Source organism: Bacillus sp. FJAT-45037 (assembly GCF_002797325.1).
Taxonomy (GTDB): Bacteria; Bacillota; Bacilli; order Bacillales; family Bacillaceae_D; genus Alkalihalophilus.
The window spans coordinates 615,376-630,736 of the sequence record NZ_KZ454938.1 but is presented as its reverse complement, the minus strand read 5'-3'; the positions used below and the strand labels follow the sequence as shown (position 1 = coordinate 630,736).

At 39.8% G+C, this 15,361-nt stretch carries 13 protein-coding genes; 3 read left to right on the top strand and 10 right to left on the bottom strand.

The window, feature by feature from the left end; all coding sequences use genetic code 11:
• Positions 1-24: 24 nt before the first annotated feature.
• A complete protein-coding gene (locus CDZ88_RS03070; protein WP_100372138.1) occupies positions 25-1,044 on the bottom strand; it encodes a DUF3231 family protein in 1,020 nt (339 codons plus the stop codon).
• 227 nt (positions 1,045-1,271) lie between these two features.
• Here CDZ88_RS03070 and CDZ88_RS03065 point away from each other — a divergent pair, with 227 nt between their 5' ends.
• Positions 1,272-2,813, top strand: coding sequence for a sensor domain-containing diguanylate cyclase (locus CDZ88_RS03065; RefSeq protein ID WP_100372137.1), 1,542 nt, complete (start codon positions 1,272-1,274; stop codon positions 2,811-2,813).
• A gap of 133 nt (positions 2,814-2,946) precedes the next feature.
• Here CDZ88_RS03065 and CDZ88_RS03060 read toward each other — a convergent pair whose 3' ends face one another.
• The 8 genes from CDZ88_RS03060 to CDZ88_RS03035 all read right to left on the bottom strand — a co-directional run bounded on the left by CDZ88_RS03060 (position 2,947) and on the right by CDZ88_RS03035 (position 9,750).
• Positions 2,947-3,681, bottom strand: a complete 735-nt coding sequence (locus tag CDZ88_RS03060; protein WP_198507812.1) for a sulfite exporter TauE/SafE family protein — start codon at positions 3,679-3,681, stop codon at positions 2,947-2,949.
• 55 nt (positions 3,682-3,736) lie between these two features.
• The gene (locus CDZ88_RS17290) at positions 3,737-3,910 is read right to left on the bottom strand and encodes a hypothetical protein (protein WP_157796451.1); all 174 of its coding nucleotides are present in this window, start codon (positions 3,908-3,910) and stop codon (positions 3,737-3,739) included.
• 71 nt (positions 3,911-3,981) lie between these two features.
• Positions 3,982-4,158 carry an LPXTG cell wall anchor domain-containing protein gene (locus tag CDZ88_RS17285; RefSeq protein WP_157796450.1) on the bottom strand — a complete coding sequence of 59 codons (177 nt, stop codon included), beginning with the start codon at positions 4,156-4,158 and terminating at the stop codon, positions 3,982-3,984.
• 119 nt (positions 4,159-4,277) lie between these two features.
• On the bottom strand, positions 4,278-4,994 hold the full coding sequence (locus tag CDZ88_RS03055; protein WP_100372136.1) for a FadR/GntR family transcriptional regulator: 717 nt from the start codon (positions 4,992-4,994) through the stop codon (positions 4,278-4,280).
• A 96-nt stretch (positions 4,995-5,090) separates the two neighbouring features.
• The gene (locus tag CDZ88_RS03050; protein WP_100372135.1) at positions 5,091-5,783 is read right to left on the bottom strand and encodes a LutC/YkgG family protein; all 693 of its coding nucleotides are present in this window, start codon (positions 5,781-5,783) and stop codon (positions 5,091-5,093) included.
• Positions 5,780-7,213 (bottom strand): LutB/LldF family L-lactate oxidation iron-sulfur protein, encoded by a 1,434-nt coding sequence (locus CDZ88_RS03045; RefSeq protein WP_100372134.1) that lies wholly within the window; start codon positions 7,211-7,213, stop codon positions 5,780-5,782. The genes CDZ88_RS03050 and CDZ88_RS03045 overlap by 4 nt, the downstream gene beginning before the upstream one ends.
• A gap of 6 nt (positions 7,214-7,219) precedes the next feature.
• On the bottom strand, positions 7,220-7,957 hold the full coding sequence (locus CDZ88_RS03040) for a (Fe-S)-binding protein (protein WP_100372133.1): 738 nt from the start codon (positions 7,955-7,957) through the stop codon (positions 7,220-7,222).
• Positions 7,958-7,962: 5 nt separating this feature from the next.
• Positions 7,963-9,750, bottom strand: coding sequence for an L-lactate permease (locus CDZ88_RS03035; protein ID WP_100372132.1), 1,788 nt, complete (start codon positions 9,748-9,750; stop codon positions 7,963-7,965).
• A gap of 205 nt (positions 9,751-9,955) precedes the next feature.
• Between CDZ88_RS03035 and CDZ88_RS03030 the strand changes: the two genes are divergently transcribed.
• Positions 9,956-11,257 carry a DUF2254 domain-containing protein gene (locus CDZ88_RS03030; protein ID WP_100372131.1) on the top strand — a complete coding sequence of 434 codons (1,302 nt, stop codon included), beginning with the start codon at positions 9,956-9,958 and terminating at the stop codon, positions 11,255-11,257.
• A gap of 46 nt (positions 11,258-11,303) precedes the next feature.
• On the opposite strand, the gene CDZ88_RS03025 is transcribed toward CDZ88_RS03030, so the two are convergent.
• Complete coding sequence (locus CDZ88_RS03025) at positions 11,304-13,178, bottom strand: DUF2339 domain-containing protein (protein WP_100372130.1); 1,875 nt, start codon at positions 13,176-13,178, stop codon at positions 11,304-11,306.
• 658 nt (positions 13,179-13,836) lie between these two features.
• On the opposite strand from CDZ88_RS03025, the gene CDZ88_RS03020 reads away from it, so the two are divergent.
• Positions 13,837-15,315, top strand: a complete 1,479-nt coding sequence (locus CDZ88_RS03020) for a methyl-accepting chemotaxis protein (RefSeq protein WP_100372129.1) — start codon at positions 13,837-13,839, stop codon at positions 15,313-15,315.
• The last annotated feature ends 46 nt before the right edge of the window (positions 15,316-15,361 follow it).

Genomic DNA, 15,361 nt, shown 5'->3' with positions numbered 1-15,361 from the left:
TATAGCAAACGTATGTTCTTATTACTAGGATCGTTTGTTCTCATTAGCTAGGTCTTTTCGATCAAATGCACTCGGAGGTTGCTCAAGCCAGCGGTTTTTAATCATAAGATTTGCACCATCTTCGGCGTATAACTGAACGTCAAGCATCAATTTATTATACATCGCACCGAGGTCCAATCTCGGACTTTGCGCTATCGCTGTTCCATAGAATTCTATGCCCAGTGCATTTAAACTCAACACATAAAATAACATCAACTTCTCAGAGAAAACAGGCTCTGTTGAGTCCGTCACATCTGAGGAATGAGATTTTGCAACGGGCAGATGTTCGTTACGCATCTTTTTCCCACAAAGTTCGATATGCTTCTCTGCAATTTTGATCCCTCGTTGAAAGTAGTCAGTCAGCTCTTTCGTTTTCGCCGATTGACAAAAACCTAATAGCGTCGCAATTCCTAGCAAATTCCTAAGAGTATTATGATAAAGATGGCTCACTTCAATGGCTGTTAAAGGTCGCTTCTCACCCAACAGATCTAATACAAAACTTTGTTTATTGATGAATTCAACTTGTTCTTGGGCCGGAAAATAAGGGGAACGGCTATACAATCCCTTTTTAATCAGCACTTCTTTGCACATAATAAATAATTTCTCTGTTTCTCTTAAGCATGAGCTGTAAAATGTCGTAATATCGTCTCGCACCGCATACCCTAAGCTCGTTGAGTACGTGCTCATCCCAATTTTTGACATTTGAAATAAAAACACCGCCACATAGCTATCGGAGTACAATCGTGGAGCTTCAATATTCACATGTTCCTTCTTATTAAAAGCGATGGGTATCACTTGCTTCTCTTGCTTAAAAAACGATTGAATACGCTCCAAATGTTGAGTCCCCAAAGAAATAGCCTCTTTAATGATCCCTTTAATTTCTTTATCTTCTGCTTTATTAAAAAAATAGTCTAACATACATAAGCTCGCACTATCACTTTGATACTGCGCCCAAAGTGTTGCAATTTCTGCTGAAGTGAGACGAATCTCTTTATTTTGATTCATTATACACCCTCCACAACTTGTCCTTGTTCTAGTGTTTCATTCATTTTGAATTCAATACCATATTATGTAATATTTAAGTCTTTCCTCCTAGAAAAAAGACAAGAAATAAACCGAAAATTTCTACATTAATATAGGAATGAGGGTCTACTTATGATACGGTAAGTTCTAATAGGACATGTTGCGACCCACATCATGAATTCATCTATTCTTTTTTAAGGGGCCTATTTATGAAAAAAAGTTTACGTTTCCTTGTCTTTCTCCTAGTCATATTTACGATCCTGGGAATTCTTGGTAGTACATTATTCGCGGGGTATTTAGTCACGAAGGAGAATTCCATTACTCATACAGAAGAAATCAATCGAGTCTACTCAGAAAAGCTTGCACAAGTTACTGATCAAGTGTTTATTCAAATGACAAAGAGCCTTGAAGCTAGGGCAGGTGACATGGTCTTCTTACTAGATGAAGAAGATGCGCTCACAACAAGCCTTGAACTCTTTTTACGAAGCAGTAATAATTTCAATTCTATCGCTGTTATTAATGATGATGCGAAGATTATCGCCTCCTCTCCACCACTTGGAATTGATGGGTATCATATTCGCTCGAAAGGAATTAATGAAGCCATTGAGAAAAGGGAAACAATGATTTCAGACCCTTATCATGCAGCGATTGGGGAAGAGATTGTACTCATTTCGACGCCATTGTGGGATGAAGAGGAAAATTACTTGGGGATGCTAGCAGGAACAATTTACTTGCAAGAAAATAACATTATTGATACGATTCTTGGCGAACATTTTTCAAAGGATGGATCGTATGTCTATGTGGTTGATGATAACGGCTCACTAATTTATCACCCTGATAAAAGCCGTATTGGAGAAGTGGTCACAGATAATGCAGCTGTCCAAAAATTGATAAATGGTGAGAGTGGGACAATACATGTCACCAATACTCAGGAAATTGATATGATTGCCGGCTTCACCTATATTCCATCGAGTCAATGGGGAGTCGTCTCCCAAACCCCTTATTCTGTAAGTATTCAACCTGTTTCAGAAACGTTAGGGAAGATGATCGTCTACACGCTGCCTTTTGTTGTCGTGATCTTATTGCTTGCTTTCCTGTTTGCAGAACGTATTGCTTCACCGTTACGAAAGTTAGCATTCCAAACCCTCACTACAAAAGAGCGAACTGATCCAAAAAGCCCTAAGATCTCCAATTGGTATTTTGAGGCTGCTCAATTAAATCAAACGATTGAACAATACATTCAATTAAAGAATGAACAGCTTGATTTTCTAAAAAAAGAATCGTTAACAGATACACTTACAGGTCTGGCTAACCGAAGAGCGGCTTGGAAGACGCTTGATCACTGGAAAATGACTAAGTCAGGCTTCTCGTTACTCTTAATAGACCTTGATTTCTTTAAGAACATTAATGACACGTACGGGCATCATATTGGTGATGAGGTTCTAATTTATTTTGCCAAACAGATGCAGCAAGTAACTAGAACTTATGATGTATGTATCCGCTATGGCGGCGAAGAGTTCATGATTTTGATTCCGAATCCAGAATCGAGCGAAGCGGTGAAAGTTGCCGATCGACTCCGTGAGACGTTGTTCGATGCTAATTCTCCAACCGGACAGAAAATCACGTTCTCGGCTGGTATAGCCAGTTATACGAGTCATGCAGAGGATTTAAATGATTTAATTCATCGCGCCGACCAAGCCCTATACAAAGCAAAAAACGAAGGCCGCAATCGGACAAATGTAGCAACATAAAGAGGCTCGGGCAAAAGTGTTTTTACTGATAAGAATCCGAGCAATTAATAGGAGACGCAATGAAGCCGCTAGATTTGCGCCTTGTTCAGATTCCCAGTTAAACACTTTCTTTATGTCCAAGCCTCTTCTTCTTTTATCCAAATATCAATAAATTGATCGCCGCTCCTAACACTAAGATCATCGCAAATTTCCGTATAAGATGGCTTGGTACCCTTTCAAACCACTTCATCCCAAGCCATGTTCCTACCCAGGTGGCTACCACTCCAACAAGAAAATACGTAAGAAAAGAAGAATCAAAGTCTCCATTCACCCCATGCAACAAAAGTGAAAAGCTACTCGTAACAACAACTGTCATTTGCATATTGGCATTGTACTTGTGCTTGTCTGCATACAACAGTAAAAAGTAAAAAACAAAAAATGGACCACCGACTGCAAACACGCCACCAATAAATCCACCAAAGAAACCTAGTAAAATAGGAATGATCGGATGAATATCAGAATTGATGTCTCTTTTCTTCCCCGATAAAAACAGATAAATAACCATCCCAATTAAAAAGAATGCGAGCCATTGCTTCAAAAAATCCATATCGCCAAAAGTCGATAACACAAAAAAAGCCCCAATTCTTCCTACAATCGCAAAAACCAAAATAAAAAATAAACCTCTCCGTTCAATATGTTTATAGGTTTTCACCGCAATACTGAGAGAAGCAACTAATAATAAAGACATCACAAGTAACGTACTGTCCTTAAGACTTAGTATTAGTGGAAGAAACCCCATCACAACGAGCCCTAACCCGAAGCCACTAACCCCTTGAACAAACCCACCAATGAGGACGACAATAAAAATGAAAACAAATTCCCAGATCATCTTACCCCAAACTTCCTATTATCTATTTTCTGCCAAGACTACCTAGGAATACTCTCTATTTCATAAATAAATAGAATCCAAGTGCTCCCCCAACCATCGCAGATCCGATCGCTATCATATATGATATAGACAAACTTATATCAGGAAAAAGAGTCGTTGAAATCATCATGATCACAGCCACGAATGCTCCAATGAAAAACAAAAGTTGAAAACGATTTTTATCAATCAAACCACCTCTTCTCCTCTGTCACACTGTCATTATGAATGTAACCGAATACGATTCCACCTGTTCTTGTACATTTAGTCTTTGTTCTTGTTTCTTCGAATCGAATACACACCAATCGCTAGAGCCAGAAGGTTCACTCCAAGTAACACATACTCATACGTCGTCGTCTCATCACCAAGTACGGCAAGTAAGTATCTGACCGTATTGACAGATATAAGGATCAGAATGAACACCATTAATTTATTATTCAATGTAAACACCTCACTTTGTCAAAAATCCATAATTTACAGTATACCTAAAATCTATATCATTCGTAGAATTTGCATAAAAAAGCCCATATTGGCGATCAATCTACCAATACAGGTATGAATTATTTTTCTTGATGATATGCAATCAACGTCTCTTCTACATTCACTAAGTGCTCAAGCATCGCATTGTTTGCTTGCTCAGAATTAGCGTCTTCAATCGCTTGATAAATCTGTTCATGCTCGATTTGCAGCTGCTTAAAGGTTTGTTTTTCTGAAAATAACCCAATGCGTCTGCTTTCATACATCGTTTTTCCAAGCGTGTCAGATAGCTTTTGCATCATGTCGATTAAAATGGTATTTTTTGTCGCTTTCGATAAGGCGATATGAAACCTGACATCGGACTTTTCCCCGAGGTCTTCATTTCCTGCTGCCTGTTCCATCTCTTGCAACGCTTCTTTCATTTCTGCTAAGTCATCTTCTGTCCGGTTTTCAGCTGCTAAGCTTGCTGCTCCGACTTCAATAATCTTCCTCACTTGGAAGAGCTCAAGCATCTCTGTTTTTGAAATGACACGTTCGACGGATACAGGAGAGATCATCGTCGAAAAATCATACTTATTCACAAAGGTTCCTTCGCCTTGGCGGATCGTGATCAGACCAATGGCGCGTAACGCACTTAAAGCTTCACGGACAGCTGATCGACTAACATTAAACTCTTTCGCTAATTTCTCGACGGAGTCTAGTTTCTCCCCTGGCTTCACTTCGCCTTCGCGAATCATCTCTTCTAGTTGGTCCCGAACGACTTCGGATATCTTCTTTGTTTGCACTTGTTTAAATGCCATGTATTGCACCTCGTTCAATTTCTGGTGCCTTTATTATACCATAACGATGTCTCAAAACGAATGAAGACCAACAGGACATCGCCTGCTGGTCAAGTCTTACATATCATTTACTAAAATATAGCTCACGCGGATCGGCCCATGCACACCGACGACTAAATTCATCTCAATATCGGCACTATTACTTGGCCCAGAAATGAAATTCACACAAGATGGCACTCTCTTACCAGCTTGCACCAGCTGATGAATTGCCATTGTCGCTTGAGTCATACGAGGAACGAGCGTGCTCTTAGGAATAATCCCGATATAATAGGTTGGCAGTAGACTGACAGAACGACCTTTTCCACTCTCACTTAACAAGACGACCGTTCCTGACTCTGCTAATGTAAAATCGGAAAACGTGATCCCTACGTCTGCTCGTTCTGCAATCGCGACAGAATCACTAGTAGAATCGGTATCCCACACGTCTACTTGCTCACGTTGTTGGAAACCTGATAGCCCAAATTCAGTAAATCGCGGATCATCCCATGTAATGACAGAATGAGCGTTGTATTCTTCTAGTACTTGGTCAATAACGGATTCCAGTCCGTTTTGATCCGTCTCTTTATAATCGGTATGAATTGCGAAACACTGGGTTTTTAACACTTCGACAAGTTGGTCAGGCGTATAATTTTTCATGACTTCAAGCTGCGGCTGATGCCGATATGTTGGTCGAACGACATCCTTTGTTCGTCGTTCTCTTCCTAATTGCTTCGCCACATTATCTAAAAATGTCTCTCGATGTTGAATCATCGCTCATCCCTCCTTGTCTGTTGATCGCGTGATTTAAACCAATCTCTGAATCTCTCTTTGCTTGCTTCTGGGAAGTCTCGAGCTTCTGTCCAGCCTTTCATCGGTCCTGACCCACTCTTGATTGAGCCATCCTTTGAAAATGGTGACAGCATTATTGGCGCTGTTCTCGTACTCATATTAAAAAGAGACGGAGAGCTCGCGACAAGTCCGAACCCTTTCATCGCAAGGGACTCAGATACCGTCGTCCGCTTTTCCTCCGCAATATTACGACGATGCTTGACTAGTAGTTCATGAAGCGGAATTTTAACTGGACATGCATCTGTACAAGCGGCACAAAGAGTTGATGCATATGGTAATTCTTTATGATCATCATAGCCTTCTAATAGTGGCGTCAACACCGCCCCAATCGGACCCGGATAGATGGAACCATACGAATGACCACCGACATGACGATACACCGGACAAACATTGATACAGGCCGCACAGCGGATACAGTGTAGAGCTGCTTGGAATTCGGTACCGAGAATTTTCGAACGGCCATTATCAACAATCACTAAATGAAACTCATCAGGTCCATCAAGCTCGCCTTCACCCTTAGCACCTGTTAACCCAGTAATATAGCTCGTTAGCTTTTGCCCGACAGCACTACGGCATAGCATACTCACTAAAATATCGAGCTCTTCCCACGTCGGTACGACACGCTCCATTCCCATCACGGTAATTTGCGTTTTCGGTAACGTCGTTGCGAGTCTTGCATTTCCTTCGTTTGTCACAAGCGAGATGCTCCCTGATTCAGCCACAGCAAAGTTACAGCCTGTCACGCCAATATCTGCTTCAAGGAACTCTTTTCGCAACTGCTCTCTTGCAAACAATGTTAATTCTTCTGGTTTAGAAGAATTGGTATAGCCTTTACGATCGCGGAACGTATCGCGAATTTGCTCCTTGTTCTTGTGCAAAGCCGGCGCAACAATATGCGACGGTGGATCATGATCGTCAATTTGGAGGATGTATTCACCAAGATCTGATTCAATCACTTCACAGCCCACACTCTCAAGAGCTTGGTTCATACTAATCTCTTCTGTCACCATGGATTTGGATTTAATGACTTTTTTGGCATTCTTGTCTTTTGCGACTTTTTTAATGTATTCATTTGCTTGTTCTGCCGTTTCTGCAAAGAAGACATGACCGCCGTTCTTGCTGACATTGTCACTTAATTGCTGCAAATAAAAATCGATGTTTTCTAATGTATGCGTGCGGATTTCTTCTGATAGATTACGCCAGTCTTCCCAGTTTCCTAGTTCATCTTCTGCTTTGGTTTTCGCTGTTTTGAGTCGTTCTTGCGCAGAAGTTACAGCTTGGCGCATAAAGGTATCTTTCAACCCTTTTTCCACTCGGTTATCGAATTTCAGATCGCCGATTTTCATCCCCATTTTACATCACTCCTTTTTTGCTGCGATTTCTTGTCTGTTTAACACTTGGGCGATGTGCATCACTTTTATTGGCTTTCCGTTTCGTTCGATCCGTCCACCGATATTCATGAGGCAACCACAATCAGCTCCAATTAACACTTCCGCTCCTGTTTCCTCGATATGTTGCACTTTTTCATCGACCATCTGTTCTGAGATCTGCGACATTTTCACAGCAAATGTCCCACCAAATCCACAGCACGACTCTCTATTTGGCAACGTTTCAAGGTCTAACCCCTCGACTTGATCAAGCAACTTAAACGGGGCAACTTTCTCTCCTAATAAGCGCGTCATATGACAAGACGTGTGATACGTTGCTTTTGCGTTCATCGAAGCATTCACCTTTTCAACTTTAAGCACATGAACTAAGAACTGCGTGAATTCATATGTTTTGTTGGCGAGTTCTTCTGCGCGCTTTTGCCATTTCGGCTCATCTTTTAACAGCTCATGATACTCATGAATCATCGAGGCACAAGACCCCGATGGTATCACAACATAATCTGAATGCGCAAATGTTTCAATCATATGCTTTGCGACTTTTACCGTATCTTTATGGTAGCCGCTATTAAAAGCCGGCTGCCCGCAACAGGTTTGCTTTACTGGAAAATCTACCTCACAACCTAATCGCTCTAACACTTCGACCGTATCCTTCCCCACTCCTGGGTAAAAGACGTCTGCTAAACAGGTAATAAATAATGAAACCTTCACCTACATCAACCTCCGAACTTCTGCTGTTTTGACTCCGTTGTTGTTTGTTTTTCTTTACGATTTCCTTTGACAATAATAGAAACGATGGTCAATAATACGATTGCTGCAAAAAAGGTCCCTATATTTAAGCCAATCCCGTTAATCGCAATGTACCCGATCGCTCCTGCAAAGAAGACGTAATAGAATGTCGGGATCATTAACTTTCGAATTAATGCCCCTTCCCTTCCAATTAGACCCGCTGTCGCTGATGCGGCAACGACGTTATGCACACAAATCATGTTCCCAGCAGCTCCTCCGACCGCTTGCAGTGCAACAATCGTTGCTGGGTTAATACCGACATTCTCTGCCGTTCCAAACTGGAATAATGCAAACATCATATTACTAATCGTGTTACTACCCGCAACAAAAGCTCCTAGAGCCCCGATCGCTGGTGCAACGAGTGGCCAGTTCTGACCCATAATCTCTGATACTCCTTCAGCAAGAACAAGCGGCATACTCGTGTACCCTGTCGCATTTACCCCAGAGTTAATAAACACTTGAACCATCGGCACAGCAAATAATAAAGCAGGAGCCGCACTAATGATCATCTTGGTGGAGCTTTTCAGAGCTGTTCCGTACGTCTCGGCTGTCATGCTATATAAGAAATACCCCATGATCGACATTAACACCATAATGAAACCTGGTAAGAAAAATGGTGTACTAGTAATCGAAATCGATGTCCCGAAAATCTCTTCAACTGTAATACTCGCTGTTTTTAACCAATCTCCAAATGGGAGAGTACTCACTCGAGTGAGCACAAGCAAAATTCCCATTAAAATATACGGGAACCATGCTTTAAACGGATGAATGGTCGCTTTTGATAAAGTGGTTGCCGATAACGTCCCTGTCCATTCTGGGTCCCATTTAGAAGAATGTTCAAAATCCCATGTGCTCTTAGGCATGAATAAGCCTTTTTTCGCTGCTGGAACGACAATCGCTAGACCAATTAACCCTCCGAATAAAGACGGAAATTCCGGCCCAAGTAAATTAGCAACTAACGCATAAGGAATCGTGAAAGCAAGCCCTGCAAAAATCGCAAACTTCCAAACTTCCATTCCCGCTCTAAGCGACTTATTCTTTCCGAAGAAGTAAGTCAGCATCGTCACCATAAATAATGGAATGAATACCCCGACGATCCCGTGGAAAATAGCCACCTGACCACCGATCATATTAATATACGCCTCATGCGACAGGCCAAGCGACGTAGCGGCGTTGATCACATTCTCCGCCCCTTCTAAGCCAGAACTAACTCCGACTAAAATTGGCGTTCCAACCGCCCCGTATGATACAGGAGTCGATTGAATGATCAATGCAACCATGACCGCCCCCATCGCTGGAAATCCGATCGCTACAAGTAAAGGCGCAAGAACCGCAGCCGGAGTTCCCCAACCCGATGCCCCTTCAATAAACGAACCAAATAACCAACAAATAATAATCGCTTGCACGCGACGGTCAGGCGAAATATCGATAAAGCCTTGACGAATCGTTTGAATCGCTCCGCTTTCTTTCAACGTGTTAAGCATGAGTACGGCACCAAAGACGATAAATAGCACCTCAAGTGCCGTCACCACACCTCGCGTACTTGCTGCCGCGATTTGATTAGCAGGAACTTCCCAAATAAAGAATGCCATAACAACGGTGACGACAAACGCAAGCGGCATCGCATGCTTTGCTGGCCACCTAAAAATCACTAAAAATAATAAAACCGTTAGAATCGGAATAAGCGCTAAAACCGATAACAACCCTAATCCCATGATGTTCCCTCCTCTTTTATACCACAATATAATCATAAGGTCATCAGATGACCTTATGTAAGTGCTTTCAATATAGCTTAAAAGTTGTGAATATTCAATAGTTGATTAAAAATTGCCCCAGGTTCTTTTAAGGTTTCCGTTATTTTTCGATATTTTTAGGGAATGTATAGAGAAAGCATATCGATTTTTCACATCTATAGAGGAGATGATTCACCTGAAACAATGGCTACTCACATTACGCAACAGCATTTGGTTCACCCCTGGGTTATATAGCTTCATTGCCATCTTATTATCATTTAGCATTACGTATATGGAGGTAACGAATCCCGAGTTTTTCTCGTCTTATTTACCAGACATCTTATTAACAGAAACGGAACTCGCCTCTACGATCTTAGGCTCCCTGACAACAGCTTTACTAACAATGACAACAATCACATTCTCAACGATCATGGTTGTTTTAACCACTTATTCATCTCAATTTTCACCGAGAACCTTGCAAAACTTCATCCATGACAAAATCACGATAAAAGTGCTAGCCATTTTTATTGCCTCCTTCGTCTACGCTGTTACATCACTTGCTTTCATGCAAGAGGAGAACGTGGAAGGATTGTTGTTATCAGGGACATTCGGAGTCTTCTTATCCATCATATGCGTCGGGTTCTTTGTTTACTTCATTCATCACGTCGCTGCATCAATTCATGTTCAACAATTAATTAAAGGCATCTCAACTCAAGCGACGGCGATCATTGAACAAGTCAATCAAAGCGATGGCGTCTCACTTAATAAGGAAACTTTAATCCAAAGAAAAGCACATTATTCGCATCAAGTACACGTTTCTCCGCCACGTTCTGGCTACGTGCAACATGTTGACTTTTCAAAATTGAAATCGACCTTGAAGGAAAAAGATGCTCTGATTGAGTTTGATAAACAAATTGGTGATTTTGTAACGGAGTTTGATTGCTTTTATACTCTCTATAGTAAAGAAGAGATCAATGAGTCGATTAAGGAAGTGATTCAAGAAGCATTAACGATCGGAGATGAGCGGACAACATTACAAGACCTTGAGTTCAGCATCCAACAGCTTGTGGAAATTACCCTTCGAGCGATCTCATCAGGAATCAACGACCCACATACAGCGATCGCCTGTATTAATGAATTGGGACGAACGATTGGCCATATTGCCAAAGCCAACACGCAAAACAATCATCACCTAGACGATGATCAAATTCTTCGTGTCATTATCCATTACCCTAGAGATTTTGAAGATACGCTCTACACAGCGTTTTATCAAATTAGGATTCATGGTAAGAATGATATTTCCGTTATCGGTGCTTGCCTTGATGCATTAACAACGATTGCCCTTGCTACAGAGGAAGACGAACACCACGAAACATTGATTGAATTTGCCTACTATTTGTTAAGTGCAACCGACTTCGAATCCCTACATCATTTCGACCAACGGTATTTAACGGACAAAGTGAATGCACTGAAGGAGCACTGCGAATAGTAATAAGCCGCCTGGACACTTTTCACCCAGGCGGCTTATTGTTTAGTTATTTGTTTGTATAAAATAAACGCGATAATGCGATCCCTACTACCCCAATGCCTATAAACAAAATAGCGCGGAACATTATGCTAATAAAGAATAGATCAAATATGACTAGCTTCATTAAGCTTAGCATGAGTAGCGCAATTCCTAATAAGCGAATCGACTTCTTTTGATACTTAAAACCAGCTAAAATGATTCCGACTGCATATAAAATCCATCCAATTGACAGAGACATTAATTCGATACTTACTGACTGATTAGCTGTTATCGCTGTCATCAATAGTGTAATAAAAGCTAGATGAACCATGATCTGGACTCCGATAATCACCCTATTAAAGTAAGCATGTAATTCTTTTTTCACTAATTGATAAAGGAAAAAGAGCGAACAAATGACGACAATCCACAACAACGTATTTAAGCTCAAGACTTGATTGATAGATGGAATTTTCACTAAGAGTGATATATGCGCCAATAACAGAACACCCACTGTTACTTGAGCAGCCTCTTTCACTTTAAATTTCATCATCATGAGATACAACATATAAAGTGTCACAACTAATAAGAACGTATTAAATACATTCCAACTCCACCCCATCAAGAACGTATTGACCGGTGTGATCACCACAACGAAAGCCGCTAAAAAATAGATCGCCGTACCAACAATCTTTTGATAAAACACGTTGAACCGGTAACCTATATAGACCGCAAAGAAACCTTGTAATAAATAAATCGATAATCTGATCGCTTCATTGTCTAAGACTTCCATAATAAAGACAGCTAGCACAATCGTAGCTAAGACCGTGGAAACCGACAACATATCATTTCTTTTCGTTTGATAAGCTTGATAAGCGAACACACCATATTGAATGGTTAAGACACCCAATATAAATAAATAGACCATTTGTCCTTGCATCCCTATACTCAGCCACATTAATGTTAATAAGAAACTAGTAAATAAAAGCGGAAATCCTTTCACATGTTCCATCTTCTTTAACCAGATTACTCCGAATAACAGCTGATGTTGAATCAATATTCCAACCGCTATCCACATTAACACCGCATCATACATCTGATAAGTATTTAAATTAAAGCCTGTTATGAGAACAAGAAGCAAGAATGCTACGTGAAGGAAAATGGTCGAAACATATAACAATGTTCGATACTGCATTTTAACAGCAAATAGTAACAGAGCGATATAGAAGATCAATTCATATCCGACCATGATAAACGGTGCATTCTCTATTGAAGTACCTCTCGTTAAGAATGGAACGAGGTATCCTACAACGGCAAACATAATTCCCATTGCTTGAGATCGATGGCGCGCGGATAAATAAATCCCTACTCCTATCCAGATTACATTTAAGAACAAGTTCACAACACTCGGAATCATATAATATAAGAAATGCATGGCTAACGTCGTTAAGATCGCAACAGCTATACTCCCGACTAATAAAGATTTCCCTAAAGCTGCTCTGTCCTTTCTAATTTGCTTATCTCCTAGAATATAAAGAACAACAGCAGTAACAAATCCTAAAAGCACTCTTGCTGTTTCATTTAAAATCCCTGCATCTACTGCGACTACCAATCCCCATAGAACACCGATGAGTAACACAAAAATGAAAATTCTAGGTAACCACACTCGACCAATAATATGTTCCCAGTCTGTCGGTTCTTTTGGCTCCGGTTCCGTTGTTGGTCTTGGCGGCTCCAAGGGGCTAGTTGATTTTTCAATTGGCTTATCCACTGGTAAAGGTTTAGTAGACTTCACGCTAACTACGTTTTGGTCTGAAGAAGAAGTTTGGTTAAGTTTTAATAGCCGAACATCTTCCTCTAGTTGCTTTATCCTTTGCTCCAACTGTTGAATTTTTTCATTTTCCATCGTGAGCTCCTTCCATTGAATGATTTTCAAGTATACTAACTACCTATGAACATACACTTTTATTTGTCTCATATAGTAGTATCTGGATATTCAGTGTCAGTCATTCTACCAACTACAGCTTTAACGTATTTGGTGTCAAAGACCAAGACACTTCGTTAAATACTAATATAAATTGAATTCTATTTTTATAAATATTCCCTCTCCTTACATTAATTTAAATAAGTACATCTTTTTCCCTTATTCAGCTTTTTAGTTTAATTATTATTCTTTACAATGTTTATTTCAAGTCTTCACCTTCGTATTGTAAAATATTTTTGGTCGAAAGTCCCATGCCTAATATATTGTTCGAATGTTGAAAGACTAATTGCTCTTATCATAAACTTCATGCACACAACCCTTTTCTGCGCTCAGTGATCTTACTTCCTTAAAGACTTAAGTTGTACTTCTGTTGTTGTTGTTGTGCCTCTTAGTTTCCTCGAAACAAATTACACAATTTTTGATATTTTTCGATATTTATCCACTTTATACTATATAATATGATATTATCAACTTATTGAGATATAGTTTTTTTCTATGACATAAAGAATAACTATCTTGAAAACTCTTTAATAGTTCCATAATTTTTAATTACAATTTTAATCCATAATGGAGGAATTTTATGAACACCCTACAAAGAATGCTAATTAGTGACATTAAGAAAAAAAATACACTTTTGTTTGTGATCTTTTCTTTGTCTCTTTTAGTTGGGATAGCGAAGACGTTAGTGGACGGCGATTTCAGCAAATTTATCTACTATAGTGTGGAAGTGACAGGCTTTACGATCCTATATTTCTTATTGCAGTTTGCAATCAATAAACCAAAGATTTTCCCTTATATCAGTATCGGTTATATTTATGCGTTTTCTATTGGGTCGATTTTTATTTTTGGTGCTGAAGGTACACTGATAATTATTCTATTACTAATATTATTAATTTCTGCCATTCATTTTAATGAGAAAATCTTTACAGGTGGATTTATCCTTGGATTAATCGGTGTTTTGTTAGTGAATTTCTTGCAAACTAACAAAACAGAACAACTTGCTAGCATTTATTCAACTGCTATTATTGTTTACTTCCTTTCCGGGATCGTTCTAGGTGTCTTGATTTATTTAAATAAAAAGCAGTATCAGCAGCTTCAACAATTTATTGTAGAAGCTGAATTAGAGACAACGAAAAAAGAAGAAGAGACACATCACTTAGAATCAAATGTTTCGGGAATTATTGAGGCTGTACAAAATGCCAATTCAAAAATTCAAAGTAACTTACATTCACAAGAAGAAATCCGGCTTGCGATTAACGAAATGGCTTCAGGAAGCACCATTCAATCCGAACAAATTAATGATATCTCAAATAATGCTCTCGATTCAAAAGACAGTATGGTTCAATTACACGATATAACGACGGAACTGAAAGAACAATCCGATCAATCGCTTCAAGTTGCTAATGATGGCTTAACAAACGCGACGGAATTAAACGTCGACATGAAACAGCTTGAAGAAATAGTTAATGCCCTAAACGAAACATTTGCCGAATTAACGAAGACCATTGAAGAAACAAATACGTTTACGGGAACGATCAAGCAAATATCCGGGCAAACAAACTTACTTGCCTTGAACGCTTCAATTGAAGCAGCTCGCGCAGGCGAAGCTGGTAAAGGTTTCTCAGTGGTTGCCGAGGAAATTCGCAAATTAGCCGAACTGAGTAAAAACACAACCGATAAGATCAATGTTAACCTTTCGCAGCTGAATGCGAAAAATTCTGAGGCACTTAACAAGATGGCGACGAGTAGTATATTTATCTCAAAAGGTATTGCTTCAACAGAAGATGTCACATCATCACTTTTATCTGTAAAAGAAATGATCGATTCACTTGATGGTAAAGTACAGTTCATGACGACGTTGTCTGAAAATGTGAAGCAGCAATCATCTAGTGTGGAGACTTCAACAAGCGATTTAGCAGCGATCATTCAGCAATCCTCGGCAAGCTTAGAAGAAATGTCGGCTACGATTGAAAACCTTGCTGTCGATAATGAGCTTGTTGCTAAATTAATGGAAGAAACAACGAATAAAGCTCAAGCGATTATTGGAGATAGTAAGTAAGGTTCATCTTTTAAAAAACCTTTAATCATAAGTGAACCCCATTATC

Excerpts from the sequence above, each read along its gene's own strand:
- CDZ88_RS03025 (WP_100372130.1), bottom strand. The coding sequence starts at position 13,178 with ATGGAAAATGAAAAAATTCAACAGTTGGAGCAAAGGATAAAGCAACTA.
- CDZ88_RS03030 (WP_100372131.1), top strand. The coding sequence starts at position 9,956 with ATGATTCACCTGAAACAATGGCTACTCACATTACGCAACAGCATTTGG.
- CDZ88_RS03055 (WP_100372136.1), bottom strand. The coding sequence starts at position 4,994 with ATGGCATTTAAACAAGTGCAAACAAAGAAGATATCCGAAGTCGTTCGG.
- CDZ88_RS03060 (WP_198507812.1), bottom strand. The coding sequence starts at position 3,681 with ATGATCTGGGAATTTGTTTTCATTTTTATTGTCGTCCTCATTGGTGGG.
- CDZ88_RS03035 (WP_100372132.1), bottom strand. The coding sequence starts at position 9,750 with ATGGGATTAGGGTTGTTATCGGTTTTAGCGCTTATTCCGATTCTAACG.
- CDZ88_RS03050 (WP_100372135.1), bottom strand. The coding sequence starts at position 5,783 with ATGATTCAACATCGAGAGACATTTTTAGATAATGTGGCGAAGCAATTA.
- CDZ88_RS03070 (WP_100372138.1), bottom strand. The coding sequence starts at position 1,044 with ATGAATCAAAATAAAGAGATTCGTCTCACTTCAGCAGAAATTGCAACA.
- CDZ88_RS03020 (WP_100372129.1), top strand. The coding sequence starts at position 13,837 with ATGAACACCCTACAAAGAATGCTAATTAGTGACATTAAGAAAAAAAAT.
- CDZ88_RS03065 (WP_100372137.1), top strand. The coding sequence starts at position 1,272 with ATGAAAAAAAGTTTACGTTTCCTTGTCTTTCTCCTAGTCATATTTACG.
- CDZ88_RS03045 (WP_100372134.1), bottom strand. The coding sequence starts at position 7,213 with ATGGGGATGAAAATCGGCGATCTGAAATTCGATAACCGAGTGGAAAAA.